The organism is Spirosoma foliorum (assembly GCF_014117325.1).
Classification (GTDB): domain Bacteria; phylum Bacteroidota; class Bacteroidia; order Cytophagales; family Spirosomataceae; genus Spirosoma; species Spirosoma foliorum.
Window position 1 is genome coordinate 3173361 of the sequence record NZ_CP059732.1, and the last position, 19888, is coordinate 3193248.

General features: G+C 46.1%; 20 protein-coding genes and 1 pseudogene. 8 read left to right on the top strand and 13 right to left on the bottom strand.

Going from position 1 to position 19888, the window contains the following annotated elements; all coding sequences use genetic code 11:
• Nucleotides 1-324 precede the first annotated feature (324 nt).
• From H3H32_RS13270 to H3H32_RS13310, 9 genes are all read right to left on the bottom strand, one after another.
• Nucleotides 325-462: a hypothetical protein gene (locus tag H3H32_RS13270; RefSeq protein WP_182463164.1), complete on the bottom strand. Its 138-nt coding sequence runs from the start codon at nucleotides 460-462 to the stop codon at nucleotides 325-327.
• Between the two features lie 15 nt (nucleotides 463-477).
• Nucleotides 478-936 carry a DUF2807 domain-containing protein gene (locus H3H32_RS13275; RefSeq protein WP_182463165.1) on the bottom strand — a complete coding sequence of 153 codons (459 nt, stop codon included), beginning with the start codon at nucleotides 934-936 and terminating at the stop codon, nucleotides 478-480.
• 17 nt (nucleotides 937-953) lie between these two features.
• Entirely contained in the window at nucleotides 954-3596 is a 2643-nt protein-coding gene (locus tag H3H32_RS13280) for an FtsX-like permease family protein (RefSeq protein WP_182463166.1), read from the bottom strand.
• Nucleotides 3593-3931: a PadR family transcriptional regulator gene (locus H3H32_RS13285; RefSeq protein ID WP_182463167.1), complete on the bottom strand. Its 339-nt coding sequence runs from the start codon at nucleotides 3929-3931 to the stop codon at nucleotides 3593-3595. The genes H3H32_RS13280 and H3H32_RS13285 overlap by 4 nt, the downstream gene beginning before the upstream one ends.
• A gap of 603 nt (nucleotides 3932-4534) precedes the next feature.
• On the bottom strand, nucleotides 4535-4981 hold the full coding sequence (locus H3H32_RS13290; RefSeq protein WP_182463168.1) for a helix-turn-helix domain-containing protein: 447 nt from the start codon (nucleotides 4979-4981) through the stop codon (nucleotides 4535-4537).
• A gap of 1 nt (nucleotide 4982) precedes the next feature.
• Nucleotides 4983-5315, bottom strand: coding sequence for a type II toxin-antitoxin system HigB family toxin (locus tag H3H32_RS13295; protein ID WP_182463169.1), 333 nt, complete (start codon nucleotides 5313-5315; stop codon nucleotides 4983-4985).
• 157 nt (nucleotides 5316-5472) lie between these two features.
• On the bottom strand, nucleotides 5473-6462 hold the full coding sequence (locus H3H32_RS13300; protein ID WP_182463170.1) for a phosphotransferase enzyme family protein: 990 nt from the start codon (nucleotides 6460-6462) through the stop codon (nucleotides 5473-5475).
• Nucleotides 6463-6646: 184 nt separating this feature from the next.
• Nucleotides 6647-7636, bottom strand: coding sequence for a hypothetical protein (locus H3H32_RS13305; RefSeq protein ID WP_182463171.1), 990 nt, complete (start codon nucleotides 7634-7636; stop codon nucleotides 6647-6649).
• 318 nt (nucleotides 7637-7954) lie between these two features.
• Nucleotides 7955-8524, bottom strand: coding sequence for a methyltransferase family protein (locus H3H32_RS13310; RefSeq protein ID WP_182463172.1), 570 nt, complete (start codon nucleotides 8522-8524; stop codon nucleotides 7955-7957).
• Nucleotides 8525-8749: 225 nt separating this feature from the next.
• On the opposite strand from H3H32_RS13310, the gene H3H32_RS13315 reads away from it, so the two are divergent.
• Nucleotides 8750-9730, top strand: a complete 981-nt coding sequence (locus H3H32_RS13315) for an amidohydrolase family protein (RefSeq protein ID WP_182463173.1) — start codon at nucleotides 8750-8752, stop codon at nucleotides 9728-9730.
• Nucleotides 9731-10038: 308 nt separating this feature from the next.
• On the opposite strand, the pseudogene H3H32_RS13320 reads toward H3H32_RS13315, so the two are convergent.
• Nucleotides 10039-10464, bottom strand: a pseudogene (locus H3H32_RS13320) (transposase); the annotation flags it as partial.
• 173 nt (nucleotides 10465-10637) lie between these two features.
• On the opposite strand from H3H32_RS13320, the gene H3H32_RS13325 reads away from it, so the two are divergent.
• The 7 genes from H3H32_RS13325 (at nucleotide 10638) to H3H32_RS13355 (ending at nucleotide 17315) form a co-directional block, all read left to right on the top strand.
• A complete protein-coding gene (locus tag H3H32_RS13325; RefSeq protein ID WP_182463174.1) occupies nucleotides 10638-11984 on the top strand; it encodes a transposase in 1347 nt (448 codons plus the stop codon).
• A 246-nt stretch (nucleotides 11985-12230) separates the two neighbouring features.
• On the top strand, nucleotides 12231-12626 hold the full coding sequence (locus H3H32_RS13330) for a hypothetical protein (RefSeq protein ID WP_182462110.1): 396 nt from the start codon (nucleotides 12231-12233) through the stop codon (nucleotides 12624-12626).
• Between the two features lie 23 nt (nucleotides 12627-12649).
• Nucleotides 12650-13552, top strand: coding sequence for an IS3 family transposase (locus H3H32_RS13335; RefSeq protein ID WP_182463175.1), 903 nt, complete (start codon nucleotides 12650-12652; stop codon nucleotides 13550-13552).
• A gap of 182 nt (nucleotides 13553-13734) precedes the next feature.
• Nucleotides 13735-14685, top strand: coding sequence for a helix-turn-helix domain-containing protein (locus H3H32_RS13340; protein WP_182463176.1), 951 nt, complete (start codon nucleotides 13735-13737; stop codon nucleotides 14683-14685).
• Nucleotides 14686-14763: 78 nt separating this feature from the next.
• Nucleotides 14764-15516, top strand: coding sequence for an SDR family NAD(P)-dependent oxidoreductase (locus H3H32_RS13345; protein ID WP_182463177.1), 753 nt, complete (start codon nucleotides 14764-14766; stop codon nucleotides 15514-15516).
• Between the two features lie 364 nt (nucleotides 15517-15880).
• Nucleotides 15881-16297 carry a hypothetical protein gene (locus H3H32_RS13350; RefSeq protein ID WP_182463178.1) on the top strand — a complete coding sequence of 139 codons (417 nt, stop codon included), beginning with the start codon at nucleotides 15881-15883 and terminating at the stop codon, nucleotides 16295-16297.
• A 13-nt stretch (nucleotides 16298-16310) separates the two neighbouring features.
• Nucleotides 16311-17315 carry an IS701 family transposase gene (locus tag H3H32_RS13355; protein WP_182458304.1) on the top strand — a complete coding sequence of 335 codons (1005 nt, stop codon included), beginning with the start codon at nucleotides 16311-16313 and terminating at the stop codon, nucleotides 17313-17315.
• A gap of 579 nt (nucleotides 17316-17894) precedes the next feature.
• Here the strand turns inward: H3H32_RS13355 and H3H32_RS13360 are convergent.
• The 3 genes from H3H32_RS13360 to H3H32_RS13370 all read right to left on the bottom strand — a co-directional run bounded on the left by H3H32_RS13360 (nucleotide 17895) and on the right by H3H32_RS13370 (nucleotide 19878).
• Nucleotides 17895-18356, bottom strand: coding sequence for a VOC family protein (locus H3H32_RS13360; RefSeq protein ID WP_182463179.1), 462 nt, complete (start codon nucleotides 18354-18356; stop codon nucleotides 17895-17897).
• 303 nt (nucleotides 18357-18659) lie between these two features.
• Nucleotides 18660-18932, bottom strand: coding sequence for a hypothetical protein (locus H3H32_RS13365; RefSeq protein WP_182463180.1), 273 nt, complete (start codon nucleotides 18930-18932; stop codon nucleotides 18660-18662).
• Between the two features lie 223 nt (nucleotides 18933-19155).
• Nucleotides 19156-19878, bottom strand: coding sequence for a helix-turn-helix domain-containing protein (locus H3H32_RS13370; RefSeq protein WP_182463181.1), 723 nt, complete (start codon nucleotides 19876-19878; stop codon nucleotides 19156-19158).
• Between the last annotated feature and the right edge of the window lie 10 nt (nucleotides 19879-19888).

Sequence of the window (19888 nt, forward strand, 5' to 3'; positions counted from 1 at the left end):
TTTAAAGGCAGATCTATGTAAGCTTACTCGTCTCCTATTAGAGAGCCGCCTTTCGAGAGAATAAATCAACAATTAGTTGTTCCGATCAATACGCTTCAACTTATTACTCGATAAATAAATCAATCAGAATGAGACCAGACCGATCCGTTGGGTTGGCTTGTTCAGCAAAACACGAAAAAGTATACCCGAAACCCAGATATACTTTCCCCAACTACCAACCTATAATGAACCGTAACCTCACTGGACCGATTCAACGGCTTTATTCACTTTGTAAACTCCTCACCGGATTGACCAAGGCGGCTTGTTTACGATGCTGACGAGAGCTTATTTAGCGACGTTAATAACCTGGCCTTGCCCGGAGTTAATCTCTTTAATAGCTTGAGCATTAACCCGCAACGTAGCGTTGGCCGTTTGCGAGAGCAACTCGTCCGCACGCACATCGCCATTGGCCGCACTAACCACATTGAAAGTTGTGACTTATCCCCGCAGCCTTACAGTACCATTCGCTTCGTTGACTAAGTCGAACCACTCACCGCTCAACCCTTGTATCAGCACATCATTGTTGGACCCGTGTCTGAATCCAATGAGTTGGGGCGTTCGGATAGTAACACGGATCGTTGATTTGCTGATCCAGAATGGTTTACCTGATGGCTCGGCGAAGGATAGTTTCAGGATGTCGTTCTGCTGGTCAATGCGCAAGTACGGGCGCAGATTATCGTCAAGGCTGATAGCTACTGAGGATTCATTGCCGCCAACCTCAACGGCTATAGTTGCCGGAAACTGTTGCGTCTGAATCTCGCTGAAGGGGGCAACCGGTTTGGTTTCCCGTACAATCCATCCGCTGCCGCGCACTTCCTGTGAGGAACTGTATTTAGAATCTTGGGCTTGGATACTGAGCGATAAAAGCCAGGTAAAAGCGAATAATGTCGTTTTCATAAAAGTGCGTTGATAGATTATTCAGAACGTAATGAGTTGACCGGGTTCATCAAGGCGGCTTTGATGCTCTGGAAACTGACTGTTAACAAAGCAACGGCAATAATGAGCAGACCAGCCAACACAAATACCCACCAATGAATGTCAATTTTATACGCAAATCCCTGCAGCCACTTGTCTATTAGATACCACGTTAACGGGGCGGCAATAAGAATACCGATGAGTACCAGTTTAATAAAGCTTCCCGAAAGTAACCCGACCAGGTTACTGACGGATGCTCCCAATACTTTCCGGATACCAATTTCCTTGGTCCGTATTTTTGATTCATGGACAACCAATCCAAACAGGCCCAGACACGAAATGATGATAGCCAGCCCGGAAAAACCATTCAGAATTCCGCTCATGTTGTCTTCTTTGGTATAGAGGGCATCTACTCGTTCATCCAGAAAACTGTAACTAAACAGCGTGTTAGGAGCGAGCTTTTCAACAGTATTCTTCAGGAAAGCGACGGCCTCCTGCGGGTTTCCAGGCTTAATTTTGACTAGCAAGTTTCCACTAAACTGTGGTTTGTATTCCAGCACTAGCGGTTCGACTTGATTATGAAGCGACGCAAAGTTGAAATCCCGCACAAGGCCAATTACTTTTCCTTGCCGTTTATCTGAATCGTTTACGACAATGGCTCCTACCGGATTTTTCAGTCCCAGTAGCTCGACGGCTCTCTCGTTGATGATGAACGATGCCGAATCATTAAATTGATGGGAAAAATTTCGACCTTCTTTAAGCTTGATTTGCAACACATTCAGATAATCCTCATCAACCCGCGCGACTTTTACGGAAGGGTAATCTTTTCCGGCTGGTGGGTTAAGTGGCGTTACAGATTCAACGCTTAGATCATCACCGATCAGGTTGGACGACTGAGCCACCGCCAAAATAGAATGATTACGCGTCAGTTCGTTTTTAAAAAGCTCCGTATTAACCAATACCTTCTCTTTAAATTTTCCATATAGCTTCACAATAAGCACCTGTTCCTTATCAAAGCCCAATTGTTTGTTTCGGAGCAAATTCATCTGCTGATAGATCAGAATCGTAGCCATAATCAGAAATGCCGATACTACAAATTGGGCGACAATCAGGCTTTTTCGTAACAAACTGGCCGAAGATTTAGGGAGTTTGTCGGCTTTAAGTGACGTGATGGGTTCAAAGTGAGAAATGAACAGGGACGGAAACAGGCCTGATAGCAAACCGATAGAAAGCACAATCAAACCAATGATCAGCAGATTGTCAGGTCGGAAGATTTCCCAGGCCGAAACCTGTTTACCCGCCAGGCTATTGTAAAAAGGCAACGCTATTTCATACAGGCAGATCGCCATTAAACTGGCCAGTAAGGTGAGAATGAAGGCTTCGCCCAAAAACTGTCCGATAACTTGACTCTTGCGAGCTCCCAACACTTTCCGCATACCTACCTCTTTTGCCCGTCTAAGCGCCTGCGTCGTAAACAGATTGATAAAATTGAAGCAGGCAATTAGCAGGATTAGTACTTCGGCCGCAATAAAAATATAGATGTAAACAATGTTGCTGTTAGCACCCATCTCCTGAATCAGATTCGATTTGAGATGGATGTCGGTTAGTGGTTGAAAACGAACCGTCCTAGCGAATTCCGTTGTCTCCCGAACGTCTTTTTCATTTCCGGGAGCGTAATAGGTGAGGAGAAAATCCATTAGCCGCTTTTCGGCTTTGGCCACATCGTCTTTGTGGCGAAATAACACGTACGTCCAGCCAAACATCCACCCTTTATTACCTGTCAAGCTCTCGGGAACGTACTTGTAAAAGGTCGGCATGGACGCCAGATAATCAAACTTTAAATGGGTGTTTTCAGGCAAATTCTCAATGACTGCTTTCACCCATAACTCTTCATTGCTATCAAAAATCAGCTTTCGTCCAATGGGATTTCGTTTGCCAAAAAACTTCGCCGCCATTTTCTGGGTAATCACAATCGAGGCTGGCTCTGCCAACGCCCGAATCGGATTCCCGGCTACCGTTTTCAGGCTAAAAACGGGTACGGCCGACGAATCCGCAAAATAGCCGGTGCTTTCGCCCTGTTCGTTGAATTCCGAATTTACAACCCGCGTTCCCCGACTTGAAAACCGTACAATCTGTTCAATATCTGGAAAATAAGGCTTCATTGCGCCCGCTAAGGGAGGAGATGACTTCGACCACTCCGTTGTAGCAACCCGGTAAATCCGGTCATAATTCTGAAAGTCTTTCTCATAGCTAAGCTCTTCTTTAATGTGAAGCGTTAACAACAGTCCACATGAAATTCCTAAAGCGAGGCCCAGCAGATTGAAAACGCTATACACCTTTTGCTTAAAAAGGTTTCGCAGGGCGATTTTGAAATAGTTCTGAAACATGTCGGGGTGAAGAATTGAGGGGTGAGTGTATTGATTGCTTTGTTGGCGTCGGCGCACAAACGGGGGCAACACCGACACCACATTGAGCACGTACCTCAGTGTAGCCTGGGTTGGACCCGCCCGATTGTACCAGTAGACATACAGCTCATCAAGGTCGCCCTCGACTTCTTCCAGTGTATTAGCCGGGTGCAGCCAAGTTAGTAGGCAGTGAGCCCAACGCGGTGGGGTTGGCTTGTGTTGGTTTGATCGCTTCATAAGCCACTTAGCGTCAACGACCGAGGGGGAATTAATTGCCAGAGTTCACGGCGCATTTGTTGAATGTCCTGCAAGGCACGACTGCATAGGGCCGTGACGCTGAAGAAGCGCTTACGCCGTCCGCCCCGTTCTGTAGTGACTCCGCCCAACTCGGACTTTACAAAGCCTTTTTCCTCCATGCGAACAAGCGTGTTATGCACAGTCCCAAACGTTACCAAACGTCCCGTGTGTTGCTCAATCTCTTGCGAAATTGTGACACCGTAAGCCTGCCCATCTAGGATAGCAACCATGAGCAGAACGACCTCTTCAAACTCACCAAAATACGTGCGACGCATTGCATGAAGTATTAGTTTATATTTTATCGTACAAATCTCCGGCCAAATCCTGAAATGCATTTAAATCAGGCCGTAGACACGTTGAGAGCAACTAGTAACTAGTGTTGGTTGTCCGAATATGGACAAAAAACGTCCCTGAACGGACAGGGTTGCGATTAAACGAGGTCTGGCGTAAGTCTTATCTCATGATTCGTTTACGGTTCAAAAATTTGTAGAAAACGGAAGCGCGTTGCGTGGGGAGGAAAGAATTCCTGCTAAGTTCAATGAATTAAACCAGCGCACCTTTCTTGTATTAAGCAACATCATTTACCCTTTGACCACATGGAGCCCTATCCGCTGTGACGATCCCCGGCTAGGCCGGGCCGAAGCCGTGTATGGTCGCCGAAGCGGTAGGAATTTCGCTGGCAGTGACCCGCAACGGCGAACACGGTCCGCCTGTATGATTATACCCAATAGTGAGTGCAGAATAACTGATAGGATAGCGTATCTTAAAACACCCATTTTTAGATATTCTCAGACGGCTGGATAGTATATAAGAGGAGGTCAGGGTATTCCCAGTAAAGCTTAACACCTGTTGCAGTTGGATACTATCGTAAATTCATACTAAACCAGTTGTAGGTCTTTTCTAGTGTTTATAACACTGGCATTTTTGAAGTGGCTATTTTCGGGCACCCTTAATTTATAGGGCCGATTGAACGCTTCTTGGGAAACGCTAAAGTAGCTTGAAAGTCTCCTGATGATCTCTTTGGATAACCCTCTCTTATAATGCAAAATATCCGAAACAAGACTTTTACTTACGCCCAAAATCTGGGTCAGATCTTTCGCTTTAAGTGATTTCTCGCTCATCAGAGCTGTGAGTAACTCAATGGGATCCACATCCTCAAAGGAGTTATGCTCGGCATCCCATTTTTCAATGAGATAAGTGAGCAGCTCGATTTCATCCTGCGTATTTTCCCCTTGATCGCTTCCAGTTACTAGCTCTTCTAAAGCAGTACAGTAGTCATTATATTGTTTCTCGGATTTGATTATCTTATATCTGAGTGCTTCCATATTAATAATGATTTACGGTATACTGGTCATTGCGCTTACAAAGCTTATCATACTGGGCATGGGTTTCTATCCAGCAGCCAAAGAGATGAACTTGGTTCTTGCCAAAGGCGTATTTGCAGATCATTCTGTAGTTATTACCGCCGATATCAAATACGACACGGTTGGTGCCATTACCCAGCAAATCGGCTGCCCCAAATGTATCTTTAATAGCCTCAGGTGTCTGCCAATCGGCAAACTTGACTACGGTGAGCCAAACCTTAAACGAACTTTTACGGCGAGCATTCATTTCGGTATAAGCCTCAATCGTTTCCTTTCTGATTAGATGAAGCTTCATAAGCTACTGTTAAGGTACGAAAAAAGTTAACAAAATGTGAACTTTCAAAGTGCACCAACAGAAGGTTGTCTCATTTGGGAGGGTAACAAGAGAATTTGGGATAGTTTATCTGGATATGCAGGTTTCCCGCCTTTTACTCCCAATATGCTTAAGAAGGCTAATCCCAATAAGTCGCTGCCACATGTTTTAAGAAACCCGTATACGCCTTTAACTGGGCCGGTTGCAGATAGCTATAGAACTGGTCATGGGTCGTGTGAAAGCCCATGTAAAAAAGCCAGAACCCTAGCGTCAGGTAAGGAATCAGGGCTAACTCCTGATCGCTGATCGGGTGGCTGGTTTGATAGCTCGCCAGAAAAATAGTGTAGGACTCCTCAAAGGCTGATTGCGTCATCCGCCCAGTATAGACCTCCAAGGCCAGGTGTTGCCAAAAAGAAACCAGGTCATGCACCAACCAGCCGTAGCCCATAAAATCAAAGTCAAATAAGGAAACAGAATCCCCGTCAAAATGCATATTTTTAGGGAGTAGGTCAAAATGGCAATAGCCGCTGTGAAACCCCGATGTGTTTACCTGGGCTATCCTCGTCTCGACACGTTTGGCGGCTTGCTGTAACCAGAGATAACTTTCCTGATCGGCGACAAAGTTGGCTTTTAACCGTTCCAATGGCCTGAAAAGGGTGGTATCCAGATCAAACACCCAGCGCTCCCCAGGCAATGCGATGGTGGATGATACTTGGTGAAAGTGCGCCATTTCCTGGCCAAGCGTACGGAGCTGGTTGTTGCTTAGTAGTTTAGCGGGCTGGCCAGGGGCATAACTAAAGAGCACCGCATAGCGTGATCCTTCCACGGCCTCCAGCTGTTGAATAGATTCCTGCGTCCGATCGACAATAGGATAAGACACTGATACGCCCGCTTTCTTGAGAGCGATTAGCAAGGCCACTTCCGCCTGTACGTGAGCCAAGCTACGGTGCGTGGTGCGGTTGATACGAAGAATAAATCGCCCCTGAGCAGAGTCGACTAAATAGGTGTCTCCCACTCCTCGAACCAGAAAGGTGCATTGAATCGTCTCTAAGGTATAGCGTTCAGCAAGTAAATCAGCCAGGGCCTGGGGGGAAAGGGTCGAATAGGTGGCGGGGAAAATCGATTTCATGGCTGCAAGATAAGCCTGAAGTGGATAGGCTTACCAGAACTACAGAACTACTACTGCCATTCATAAAGCAGCCAATTCTAATGAGCCTTATTTTGAGAATGCTTATTCAGCAGAGGATGAGCGAACGAAACTTAAAATGACCTCAAGCATGCTGTCCCCTGCTGCCGCCATAACACTGCCCAGTCTACTCAGCAGTCGCTATTTTCTTAGCCAAGTTGGAGGGCAAGTAACAGTTGAAGCCTGTCTGTTGTTGCAGGTCAGTCAACAAACTGATCGTTTCTACACTATTCAGGCCAATGGCTTCCCGGTATTGATCGACTTTGGTCTTCACCTGAGCAGTCAAGGAACTACTTAAGTAGCCGAAGTGCGTTTCTTGACCATTGGTCTTGACGGCCATATACCAGTCATCGATCATCGCAAATTCGTAGGGTGACAGCTGCCCGGATTTTAGAGCCTTCATGAGCTTGGGTCTCACCTGGGGGTACACGGTGTCTTTTAAGGCGTAGGCTTTACTAATGGAGTTGTGATGACTCAGCATGACCGCAGCCCAGTAGCCATTGTGAATCAGTCGCTCACCAGGGTAGCCGTACTGATCAATAATCGGCAGGAGTTGAGCCATCTGCTGCTCACTGTGAGGAGCAAATCGTTTTTCGGCGTACCGCTCTTGGGTAGCCCTAATACGAAACAGCGCCAACAAGGCCTTTCGCTGATCCTTTTTAAACATTTTCTCAACTTGGGCCCGAACGGCCTGATTTCCCCCGTTTTGGTAGAGCGCTCTGAGCGAGTTGTATTGTTGTTCAACCACTCTCCACTGCGGGTCGCGTTGGAGCGTAGTGACCAAGGCATTTTTCTTTATGTCGCTCAGGGTCCAACCCGTAGCGATTGCTTTCTTAAGATAGGTAAACGCCTGCTGTTTTTGGTCCACTTGTATGGCCAACTGCGTGGCCACTTTGTAGTCCCTTGAAAAGACGAACTCATATTGATCAAACACCTGTTTGTACAACGCGAATGCCTCTTGATAGTGCTTGCTAGCAATAAGCTGTTGAGCCCTGGCAATGGTTTGATGATAGGTTGTATAATCGTTTTGATCGGCCTGGCCAGGCAGAATAGCTGGGTGGAATGCACCGAAGCGAAGGGTATTCAGGAGAAGATAAAGGGTAAGGAGTTGATTCATGCGCGTGGTTTTACTATTCAGACGCGGCTAGGGGTCGGGCGGTTGTAAGCCATTAAGAAGTTTTAACAAACTAGTGATTGTTGGGGGCATGAGTGTCCTCTTTCTCGAATCTTCTCACCCCAACGGCAGCATAAAGTCAGATGGATAAACTCCTTCGTATCACTTAGGAGCCTTTACTGAGATGGTGTGCTTTCCACAGATTTTTGGTAGGTCTGCACAAAAGTTGGCCAGTCCGCTTAAAAATCTTCTCGGTAGAGCTCGCCAACCGGAACGTCAGTTGTGGCAACCACAATCCGTGTACCCTCGCCGATTCCCAACTCAGTAGATGAACGGAAGTAGGCGCCAAGTATGCTGACTATAAGCAGCGTAGCCAGGAAATACTTGCCGTAAGAAATGTTCTTCTCGTCTTATTTTAACCGCGTAGATCGTAGACAAGGTTAGTAAGCCAGTCAAGCTTGACCAGCTAAGTTGATAGAGGGTTGTACCCAATGCTGCCGAGAGTATACCGGTATACATGGGATTTCTAATGTATTTATAGGGGCCGTTAGTCACTAACATCTGTTTTTCTACTTGCTGAATGGCCCCACTCCAGTTGTCAGCCAGCACGTGGCGTGCCCATGCTCCGAACACCATGCCCATCAGCATCAACCCCATTCCGAGTAGGTGAACCCAGTGCGGCAAAACGGAAAAAGGTTTATTGAACGACAATGGTAGTGGATTGAGCAACAGGATGAAGGATAGTACGACTAGGGCTACATGGATTCGCCGATACCAACTCGTGTTCGATTGCTGCTGAATGTGAACTCGACGGCGTGTTATATACCCCCAGATGGCCCAGCCAATCCAAAAAATGCCCCATGTAATTTGAGGAAAGTAAGTAATGAGCATAGTGATAGATTCATGGAGTACAGCTCATGCAACTAACGTAGCTATAAATTTGTGTTGTCTAACAAATATATTAATACCGTCTGGTGGATTGATGCGCGAAGCCCCGTATACCGGGGCTCAAGCAATAGTGGAACTTTTCCGTTTTGACTACAAGAACCTGACATTTGGCTACCGTTGTTTTTAGACGGGGAGTGAATTTTGTGGCCACTATAAACAACTACGAAGATGAAGCTAATTGCCATCGAAGAACATTTTTTGACCCAAGCTGTCAAAGAGGAATGGAGAACCTATGCCGACCCCAACGACCCAACTCATAAATTACACGTTGGTGAGATTGATAATCGGCTGCTAGACATCGGCCAGACCCGTCTTCAACTCATGGACGAAGCAGGGGTTGACGTGCAGGTGCTCTCGCTTACCAGTCCAAGTTTACACAACTTAGGTCTTCAAAGCGTAGTCCTAGCCAAACTAACGAATGATTATGTAGCCCAACTAGTGAGCAAAACCCCTGAACGATTTCAAGGATTAGCAGCTTTGCCCATGGCGGTACCCAGCCAGGTCGCCAACGAATTGAGCCGTTCCGTAACTAATTTAGGCCTTAAAGGAGCGATGATCTGTGGACGAACGGGGGAGAAAAATATAGACCATCCCGATTACTGGGAACTCTTTGAATGCGCAGAATCCCTCGGCGTTCCCTTGTTTATTCACCCCCAAATCCCCCAGAAAGCGGTTAGAGACATTTATTATTCGGGCTTCGACGAGCTAACAGACTTGGCCTTTTCAACGTTTGGACTGGGCTGGCACTACGAAGCAGGCATCCAATTTGTCCGCCTGGTTTTAGCGAAAGTATTTGACCGATTTCCTAACCTGCAAATTATTCTCGGCCATTGGGGGGAAGTGATTTTATTCTATACCGAACGGTTAGCTTCTATAACCAGAGTGACCAAACTGAATAGACCCTTCATTGACTACATTCGTCAAAACTTGTACGTAACGGCCAGCGGCATGTTCAGCCAATCTTACCTGCAACGCACTATTGACATTATCGGAACCGACCGCATTCTTTTTTCGACCGACTACCCCTATCAGTATCGACCAGGCCGTGAAGCCCGTACCTTTTTAGAAGCAGCCCCATTAAGTCAGCAAGACAAAGAAAAATTTGCGTTCGCCAACTGGGAACACTTAACCGGAATGATTCCCAAATGACCAGGCCGTGTAGCAACGGTCCGAAATGCCTATCAGCTGTCGAACCTCTTTTTATGAAATCAGGAAAAATCTGTGTTGTTTGTGCCTGGAAAGGCGACAAAGTACAGTCGGTAGGCGTACATCTACCGGCTGTTGGTTTTGACCAATGGGACCAAGCGCACTAAAAATCAAGTTTTGACTTTATTATGGAACAACGGCCGATCCAACGCATAAAAACCATGGCTCAATTTGGGTTTCAAGTTGTTATCAGCAAGGTGATCAGCCCCGATAGAGCCACCTGGCCGCGTTTGCGCAGATTGTAAAGACATTCAAAGAAGGCCAGATAGTAGGGTAAGCGTTCCTGAGATAGACCTCGATGGACTCGTAGCCAGGGGCGTAGTAAACTCCGCAACGGCGGCCCGGCAAAAACATTCCATCGTGTTGACATGAACTTTGTGTTTACCCTCTCCGTCCTCATCACGGGCATATTCACCCTGACTAGGGGTGACCGTTTTGTGAATGTACGAGTCTGATAGCCAGTTGTAAATATTATACTCATCCCTATAAAAAAGGCTACCCTGCTGAACGCTTTGCTCAATTAGGGGCTGAATAGTTTTACGCTGCACATTGGCAAGCATCCAGATGCGTACTAATCCCCCCCGTTCCAGCAAGCCTAAAATGGGTGGTTTATTGTCAGCAGCACTACCACGGCGACGCTTACCTTTTAAGCGTCGCCGTCGGGCTTTGCGGCCTTTTTTTGGGGTATCCCCCGTTGTCCTTTGTGGCCAGCAATTACGTAAAGCTCATCGGCTTCTACCTGACCCGACAAACATGAGTCATCCCGAATTTTAGGGTCTTACTAAAAAAGAACCTCCTTTCGTAGTTTTGAGCATCACCACAACGCCAAAACTAGAAGGGAGGTCTTTTTATGTCCAGGACATGCCAACAAAATACGGTTATTCACGCCCCAAAGTCAACCAGTGCCGCTTTTTTACAGGCCAAAGTCCAGCAGTATCTGCAGCCCTTGGAAGCCAAACTCCTTGAGCAGATTGATAAACGGCTAGTAGCCACCTTCTCGACCCTATTTAACAGTATCTTGCTATTTCGTAATACCAAAATGGCCCTCTTGCTGAGTGAGTTAGGCGGATACGTTGCTGGTCATGCGCATGCTCCGGCGGGCACCAAGCGTATCAGCAACCTCTTACGATGCCAAAAGTGGTCAGCCTCTTTAGTGGATGAGTTCTTCTTTGATAAGGCAAAACAGCGCATTAACCAGCTCCGGGCGGTGGGCAAACGTCCGCTGCTGTTATGGGATGACAGTCGGCTAGAGAAGCCCGAGAGCTGGTTTGTCGAAGGACTCTGTTCGGTCGAAAGCAGTAAGGGCAAGCGACTCACCAAGATCAAAAAAGGCTTTTTCAAGCCTCCTTCAGCTCGCATCTGCGTACCGGGCTTCCAGTGGACGGGCGTACTCTTGTCGGCTCTGGGCGAGGTGCCGAGTGTGGTTCAGATGAGTTGGTGGACCACCCGAGGCAAGTATAAGGAGGTGGGCACCAACATCATCTACCGCATGCTCAAAGCCCTACAGGATTCGCTCCCTGAGTCGGTGTTACATAGCTTGGACCGGGGGTACGCCAGTCACTGGACCTTGGAGTGGATGTTGCACTTTCAGCAGGATTTTCTGGTGCGCTGGAAAAAAAATTACTTACTGACCCATGCGCAGAAAGGTACTAAACAGACCCATCTGCTGGCTCGTAGCTGTCCGGCTCAGGGACATAAATTGCTGCGCGATAAGGAGCGTAAGCTCACCAAGCATGTCAGTGTGGGCTGGACGGCAGTCGTCCATGCGGAGTTTACTCAAACAACGCTATATCTAATTGTAGTTCGGGACAAGAAACACCGTCAACCGCCGATGTATCTGCTGACGAGTGTAGCCATTGATTCAGTTAAAGAGGCTTGGCAGCTGGTGCACAGCTATATGCATCGCTGGCAGATTGAGCAGGCGTTTCGGGCTGGCAAAGCCGAGTTAGGCATGGAATCGCCCCGATTGTGGTTTTGGCCGAGTCGACTCAAGTTGTTAGGGGTGGTGGCTCTAGTATATGATTTTCTGTTGTCTTTGTTGCGCAACTGGCCGGGTTGGGTACCCCTGTTCTTGAAGCGGTGGGCACCCCGAACAGGCAATCGGCACCGAAGCGTTTCGGTGCCGATCTATCGATTGCGTTTAGCCATCGCCAATGCATTGATGGTGGCTTTTGCCATCACGCAAAATTCGGGATGACTCATGTTTTCATAAACGCCTTCACGCAGCAACGAAGCCATCAGGTGCAGGTCGCTTTCTGAAAGCCCCAACTCGTGGGCAATCTGGGCATTAGACAGGTTCAAACTCATCAGGTAAAGACAAAGTATCCAGACCTTTAAAGGTTGATGGTGTCCTTCAAAGATGGTTTCTGTCAGGTCGTCATAATACCGCTCACAGGCTTTACCGTATGCTACTGATTTCTGTGTACAGTAAATCGGTAAGCTTATGTATATTAGCGTATTACAACGAAATAAGAAAAGTAGAAAATCGCTTCATTTCAAGCGAAGGGTCGTTGAAGTCTTTCGAGCCGAGATTGCCGAAGCCCTTGACATTGAACGATGCCTGCACATTTCCCTGACCGAATTGCGTCAGTTGAACCGATGGTATTTCAAGCACCGATTAGCCCCTTATTTGTACCCGTATCGCTGTTACAAATCCATGAAAAAGCACGATCAAGATGCCTACGTCAAAGCGCTGGAACGACGTCTGGCTGCCACTGAAGAGGAAAATAAACTCCTTAAACTCAAAGCTGAGGCTTATCAGACGGCCATCCAAATTGCCGAAGAACAGTTTCAGATCCCGATCTTAAAAAAGTCTGGCACCAAACCCTTCAAAAACTGACTCGTCGCTATCCCCTGGTGGGTATGGAGCAGTTGTGCGGAGTGTTTGGGATGACAAGACAGGCCTGGTATGCGGCTACCCGGCGTCAGGAAAAACGGGGCTTTCAGGCAGCCATTGTTCTGGCTGAAGTCAGACGATTGCGTAAGCAAGTTGCGGGTTTGGGCACGACTAAATTGTATGAGCCGATGCAGGATTTTCTGGCTTCTCATCAAATCAAGTTAGGACGCGACAGGTTACATAAATTACTGAAAGACAATACTTTACTGCTTTCTAAGAAACGATCAAGAGTTAAAACGACCGATTCCGATCATGATTTAGAGAAGTATCCTAATCAGGTTAAAGAGCTCAAACCAGATCGAGTGGGTCAGCTCTGGGTCAGTGATCTGAGTTACATTCGGGTGGGGATTGGCTTTGCCTATTTATCGGTGATTATGGATGCGTATTCGCGTAAAATTGTAGGCTGGTCATTCCACAAAACGTTAGAAGCCAAAGGGCCAGTAGCGGCTTTGGAGATGGCCCTAAAAACGCGTGGTCAGCCGAATCAACCGCTGATCCACCACTCCGATCGGGGCGTTCAGTATTGTTCGGGGGCTTATGTGGATCGATTGCGTCAAGCTACAATTACCATTAGTATGACCGAGTCGGGTGATCCAAACGAGAATGCTTTAGCGGAACGGGTTTTCCGTACCCTAAAAGAAGACTTTCATCTGTGGGGGTTCCCTACTTTTGGTGTGGCTGAAACGGCTATCGAGCAGGCCATTGGTGCTTACAATTCAGTACGACCGCACGCGTCTTTAGGCTATAAAACGCCTGATCAGGCTCACCAGGGTCAAGGCTATCAACCACTAAAATGGTACCCTTATAAAAAAGTTCGGTACGGAAATGTGCAATATCAAGCTGATTGGCAGCCTTGTTCTCCATTGTAAACCTATACCAGTAGCATACGCTCTTCCCATCTACTAAAATTCCAAACAGCTATTGGGAATAAAGTAGTCATAGTAATACCTCTCAAGTGAGACGAAGCAACTTTCATGTATATGGCCATAGACTAAACTGATAGCCGCGTTTTGTTGTTAGTATGTAAATTTGATTTTCACACTAGAACAAGATGAGCGTAACCTCCTTTGAAGCACTTTGCAGCAGTTTGTCCAGCGGCACCTCAACGGAACTGAGCGCCTTGCTACCTGAGGGTATACAGCACGAAGTGGGCCATTTTAACGTCTTTAACTTGACCCAACTTACCCAGACAAGTCGGGAGAAACCGGCAATGCCCTACGCCTGCCGGGCCTTTTATAAGATTAATTTTCTGACCGGAAAATCGCGGGCCGAGTATCCCGACCGCACCATCGAAATCAATCAGCCCTCCCTAATCTTCACCACGCCCAAAAGTCCGTTTACCTGGTGGCCCATGGGCCGGCAAACCGGACAGTTTTGCGTGTTCACTGCCGACTTCCTCCACCCGACTAAAAGTGGTGTGATACTCGACGAGCTTCCCATTTTTAAATCTCCGGAACACCCGGTTTACGCCTTGTCGGAAACCCAAGCTACACGTGTTCAAGCCATTTTTGACAATATGGAGGCTGAGATTACGTCTAATTATGCCTATAAATACGACTTGTTGCGTGCCTATACGATCGAGCTTGTTCATATCGGTCAAAAGCTACAATCAACTACGATGCTGCATCCCAATCATAGCGCATTTGCCCGGACAACCTCCCTGTTTATCGAGTTATTGGAACGGCAATTTCCGCTTGAAAATCCACAGCAGAAAATCGCCCTGCGGACGGCAAAACAGTTTGCTGACCAGCTCGCTGTACATGTGAATCATTTGAATAAAGTACTCCGGGAATCCACGGGACTAACAACTACCGAACTTATCTCGGGTCGCCTGGTGCAGGAAGCCAGGGCCTTGCTACTCCATACAGACTGGACCATCGCCGAAATCGCCGACAGTCTGGGTTTTTCTGATTTCGCGCATTTCGCCAAATTCTTCAAAAGTGAAACGTCGTTGTCTCCCGGTGCCTTTCGCCGTCAGGCACAAAGTTTGAATTATACATAAAATGGATTGACAGCCACAAACCCTGACGTGCTCTTTTGCCGGACTTTTGTATTCGTTTTTAGTTTATACAAAAGTCCGATGACAACTCAGAAAATAGCACTTATCACCGGCGGAAGCCGTGGAATAGGCAAGAACATTGCGATGAACCTGGCGCAAAAAGGTGTCGACATCGTATTTACCTACATTAGCAATAAATCGGAAGCAGATGCTACCGTTGCTGTCATCCAATCGGTTGGCCGTAAAGCCGTTGCACTGCCGCTCGACATCTCACAAACCAGTGGCTTCCCTGCTTTTTTCGAACAACTACAAGTGATATTGCCAGATCGATTTGCAACAGACCGCTTCGATTTTCTCATCAACAATGCCGGCACTAGCGTAAGCGCTCCAATCACCGAAACGACTGAAGCCCAATTCGACGAAATGATGAACGTCCATCTGAAAGGGGTCTACTTCTTTACCCAGAAGGCACTCGAGCAGATGCGAGAGGGTGGACGGATCGTTAATATCTCATCCGCCGTTTCCCGCCAGACCTTTTCGGGCGTATCGGCCTATGCGATCATGAAAGGTGCAATCGATGTCTATACACGATACCTTGCCCTGGAATTGGGGCCACGGGGCATCCGCGCCAATGTAGTGGCCCCTGGTGCTATTTTTGGGGGCAGTACCATGCCGGATTCGCCGGAAATGCGAAATTTTGTAGCGGGCATTACGGCTTTGGGACGGGTTGGACTTCCTGACGATATTGGGGGTGTAGTAGCCTTCCTTTGTAGTGAAGATGCGAAATGGGTGAATGGTCAGCGCCTAGAAGTGACTGGCGGAGTAGGCCTTTAAAGCAACTATCCCCTATTTATTCCACCACTTCTCTTGGATATACTCCGGATGGTTTTTATCCATCATCCGCTCGTATTTCAAGAGAAGGTTGGTTTTCTTAATACAAGCCATATCGAATTCACCGGATTAGAGTTGACAGATATTAAAAGTGCAGTCTAGTATTCTTAATACATATTCTCAGTAAACCCTTCTACCTGAAACGGAAGAGTTTTCATGTCTCTGCTTCTTAATTAGGGCGTATAAAACAGCTCATTACAGCCCCGTTAAAGCAGCCATCCTGAACCAGGACCAGCACATTCAACTACCCAGTGCGCCTAACACAACGCCCAGGGATACAACCCGCACCTTTACCAGCATTTTGTTTGTGAATAACAACCACGATATGGCCAATCGGGAAATTATGGTTCGTGATGACCAGGGCAATCAATACCATCTAAAAATTATCAATAATCAACTTGTCGCTCTGGACGTTAATGGGGTCTCTCTATCCGAAAGTGAACGAGCTACTTACAGTGAACTGCTACCCCAAATTGACCGGGCAATGGCGGAAAAATCGAAGGTAAAACAGGAAACAGTGACTGAGTTCAAAGCCAAAGCAGCCGAAAATCAGCGCCAGCAACTTAGTCGGTTAAAACAAGCGCAAGCGAGTAAACGCAATCATCTCCAATCGCAGACGGAAAAAGACGCTACTGGAAAATCAGTAAAGCAAACAACTGACCTATCCAGCCAATCCGAGAAGCTAGCTAATTATAATAGGACTTACGCAAAAGTGGTAAATTGAAATAAAAAATAGCTTGAAGGTCACCGCACAACTTTACGGACAGTTTCTACTGAGTAGCCAGATCAACTATACGGCTACCTACTTGGCTGATCACCTGGAAGGGATCACCCATGACAATGTGCAGTACTTTCTCAAAGCTAGCCGAGTGGCACCTCGCCAGGTCTGGCAACATGTCCGCCACCAAATTCAACTGGATACCGATGGCTATATCCTCTTTGATGATACCGTGCTCAATAAAGAACATAGTCATAAAATTGAACTGGTTCGTCGGCAATACAGTGGAAATGCTCATGGAATCATCAAAGGCATCGGTGTGGTTAATTGTGTCTACTTCAATCCTAAAATTAATCAGTTCTGGCTCATTGACTACCGTATTTTTAATCCCGATGAGGATGGAAAAAGCAAGTTGGATCATGTGTTGGACATGCTTAACCAACTAGCACCCCGCCAGATCAGTTATCGAATCGTCTTAATGGACAGTTGGTATGCTGTGACCGACCTCTTCAAGTGGCTCATTACCAATGAAAAACTGTTTTACTGTCCTATCAAGAGCAACCGTAAGGTCGATGATTCAGGTGGCAAAGAATCGTATCAACCTGTCAGCTATCTGAGCTGGTCAGCTCAACAGGTGCAGCAGGGTAAGCTGGTTAAAGTACACAAGATGCCTCAAAACACCTATCTTAAACTGTTCCGCGTACTGGTGTCTACCCACCGGACGGACTATATCGTCACCAACGATTTAGCTCAAAATGAGACGAGTGCCGCTGAAGAAAAAAGTGGTATTCGTTGGACAATTGAGCAGTTTCATCGAGAAGATAAGCAGATCACGGGTCTGGAATGTTGTCAATGTCGATTAGCTCGTAGTCAACGCAATCACATTGGCTTAGCGGCTCTGACTTGGTTACGTTTTAAACAGTTGGCTTATCAGACTAAGAAAACGGTTTACCAACTCAAACAAGGCTTATTAGATGCTTACCTTCGTCAAGAGTTGGCGAATCCTTCAGTTGCCTTTGCGTAAGTCCTATATAAAAAACATGCGACAACGCTGCCCGATAGCTCAGCCAAACTACAGGACTGGTCTAAGAAAAAACTACGAACAGCGCCAGACATCTCGTACGATCAGGAACGTGTTCGAGGAGTTATTTCGGCACTAGTTCAGGAGAAAGTAGTAGCCAGTCCGACCGATGTTGACTGGTTTGGATTAACTGAAACTGAGTTGATTGTTAACGGGAACCGACAATCCGACGCATTGCATCAAAAATTAAAGACCGCCTACGGGATAAAGCCACAATACGGACTCTATTATGGTCCCGTAAAGATGCATGGCACAGGGGTATTCCTGGACAAACGAGATTTGGGAACGGCTTATATCGGCAACCCACAAACGCCCTCAACCCAGCCTAAAACGGTATACCCGATATGGTTTACGAGAGGTCCTTCCCTTGAAACAATAGTTTCTAATTTAGTAGACACTACCCTGAAATGATCGAATACGCGAAGTTCATATTAAATATCGTCAACTAGGCAACAGCCCTTACCTTCGATGACCCCTAGAAAATTTACTGGTTATCGAAAGTAAGGCCCATTCTTATCAGGTTTAGGCTTCTTCTAATGTCTTAATGTCCAACTTCGACATCTTCATCATGGCAGCCATCGCTCGCTTTGCCTTTTCGGGGTCTTTGTTTCCCAGTAATTTACCCAGGTTCGAAGGCACAATCTGCCACGATACACCGAATTTGTCTTTCAGCCAGCCGCAGGGACCTGGTGCCCCGCCTTCGGTGAGCTTTTCCCAATAGTAGTCTATTTCCTTCTGCGTATTGCAGTTCACAAAGAGCGAAATTCCATCCGAAAACTTAAAATGAGGACCGCCATTCAGGGCAAAAAACCCCTGCCCATCAAGCTCAAACGTGACCGACATGACACTGCCCGCTGGTATAGGCGCCCCTTCGCCATAATGGCTAACCCGGTTAATTTTTGAGTTCTTAAATACGGAGGTGTAGAGCTTGGCGGCTTCTTCGGCCTGGTCGTTAAAGGTCAGAAATGTCGTGATTGTTTGCATGTTGCTTACTGGTTGTTAACGCAACAAATTTATAGCAAGGCAACCCAACAAACGGTGTGTAAAAGCGACAAATAGCGGGCTAAATCCGACCAATTTCGGGCATATATTAGAAAACAAGAATCCTTATAAGACCCTCTATATCTGGATTTTCTAAATTGAGACTCTTTTGTAGTAGCCTGAACGTCCACGTCCGGGTAGAAATAGCTGAATTTCTACCCGGACGTGGACGTTCAGGCTACTACAAAAGAGTCTCAATTTTATAAGAAAGCCCTATATCAACCAATCCTCTTTTTGAATTACCAATTAGAATTGTTTATCCAAAATATAGTAATCTATCTTATGCATATACGGGAAGTACGGCAGTGTTTCGATAAGGCTTTTCGCCTTTTGTTCATCAACATTTTTAAAAATAAGAATGGCATCTTTTTTAGACGTGGCAATAAAAAAACTCTCTAATAGGCCTTCTTCTTTCCAACGATTCACAAACTCCATTTCCCGCTTTGGTAGTTCTGGGGTTGCTTTTATTTGCGCAATCCCATTTTCTGCCAACGTAATTAAAACTAATATTCTATTCATTGCCTGCGCTATTAAAAATTATTTAATAATGAGGCTGTTTAGGCTTTTCTTTTCAAGTCAAAATCAAGAGTTTTTGTCATGCTGACGAAGGAAGCATCTTAAAACTACTTGATAGTCGACTTTAAGATGCTTCCTTCGTCAGCATGACAAAAAAAACGATTCAACTGAAATAAGAAACCCCAAACAGCTTCGATTAAAAACAAACACAAAGTTCACTGTAGGGTCATTGTAAAAATTGTATCAAATCACTTTTCTTCCTGAGTTTCGACGGGGATATACCAAATAGTTGATACATATATTTGTTCATTTGCGCCGAGTCATAAAAGCCGCATTCGTAGGCAATGGAGGTAAACAACTCATCTTTTTGGGTAAGAATACGTGCTATGGCATTCCTGACTCTAATCCAAACCAGAAGCTTCATGATACTACTTCCGGTTTGCTGCTTAAACAAAAAAATCAGCCGAGAAGGCGATAAGCAGACAGTTTTTGCGATGTACTCAAGGGTTAACCTATTAGATTGGTAACCACTATTTATCAGCTCAATGGCATTAAGTATCCTACTATCTACTCGTTGAAGGTCATCATTTAGTTGAATAGACTTTACAATATCCTGGATTCTAATTTCATTGCCGGATAGCATAAAGAAATCCATAAACTCGTCTCGATTTCGGAATAGTTCAGCATGTTTATCACCTAACTTTTCTGCTAATTTTTCACCCATAAATGAATACGTCTCTATATTCATTATGATTAAATTGCTATTGCTACAAGTGCAGGAATGCTCAACTTGTGGTTTGATAACAAAACCAAAGATATTTTCACATTTTTTATTGTCGCATACAGTCAAAAAAGGATTATCTGTAGTAAAAACAATTTGATAAGCTGAATGCCTATGAATCTCGACATCTGATTTATAGGCTTTTAAAACCAAAACTAAATTATTCATTTTCAGTACA